The sequence below is a fragment of the Limnospira sp. PMC 289.06 genome (assembly GCF_032350395.1).
Classification (GTDB): Bacteria; Cyanobacteriota; Cyanobacteriia; order Cyanobacteriales; family Microcoleaceae; genus Limnospira; species Limnospira platensis.
The window spans coordinates 10,902-12,075 of record NZ_JARPLC010000093.1 but is presented as its reverse complement, the minus strand read 5'-3'; the positions used below and the strand labels follow the sequence as shown (position 1 = coordinate 12,075).

The following is a 1,174-nucleotide window of genomic DNA, read 5'->3' as shown; positions in this document are numbered from 1 at the left end:
CCCGACCCAGACCCGGAACCAGACCCGGAACCAGAACCCGCACCCGACCCAGAACCAGAAATCATCACCATACAAGGTTCAGGAGTTGGTACAGAGGGAAACGATACCATTCTCGGTAGTGATTTGAATGATGCGATCGATGGCTTGAGTGGTGATAACATCATTTTCGGCTTAGGGGGAGATGACTTTCTGCGAGGAGGTGATGGCGCAGACTCCATTAATGGCAATGCCGGTAATGATACCATCTATGGTGGCGGCGGAGATGATTGTCTGCGGGGTGGTCAAGGTAATGATTTAATTTTTGGTGAAGGTGGGAATGACCTGTTATTCGGCGATAAAGATGCTGATACCCTCTTCGCTGTCTCTGGTAATAACACCATGTATGGAGGTCAAGGTAATGACAGCCTCATAGGGGGTGAAAATGACGACCTGATGTTTGGCGATAAGGGTAACGATACATTAGTAGCTGGTGGTGGTAATAATACCCTTTACGGTGGTGCTGATAATGATTTCCTGTTTGGTGGGACTGGTAACGATTTACTCTTTGGTGATGATGGTAATGATGAACTCGTCGGTGGAAAGGGAAATGATACTATATTTGGCGGTCCCGGTGACGACATAATTTTTGGCGGTGATGGTAATGATATATTAAGAGGCGGAAAGGGTAACGATCGCATCTTTGGAGATGAAGGTAATGATTTACTAGAAGGCGGTCGTGGTGTTGATACCCTCACTGGTGGTGGTGGTAGAAATATATTTGTTGTTGGCTTAATTGTCAGTGCGTCTGAAGGTGGCGGTAGTGTAATTACAGCTACCACTGGCGGCGCTTCCCCAGAATTAGCAGATTTGATCACCGACTTTCAAGCTGGTGTTGACAAAATTGGATTAACCGGAGGACTCACCTTTGCAGATATCGAAATTCGTCGTGGTGAAGGTGCCAATATCAGAAATACATTGCTAATAGACCGCAATACCGGAGACTTTTTAGCAGTTTTATTAAATATAGATCCAGCCATGCTGGATGAAACAGATTTTATCATCGATCCAGACGGACCCTTAGTAGATCCTGAACCCGAACCCGAACCCGAACCCGAACCCGAACCCGAACCAGGACCAGACCCCGAACCAGGACCAGACCCCGAACCAGGACCAGACCCCGAACCAGGACCAGACC

Annotated in this window: 1 pseudogene; it reads left to right on the top strand. The window is 47.7% G+C overall.

What is annotated here, in order from left to right:
- A pseudogene (locus P5674_RS17290) lies at positions 1 to 1,174 on the top strand (calcium-binding protein); the annotation flags it as partial.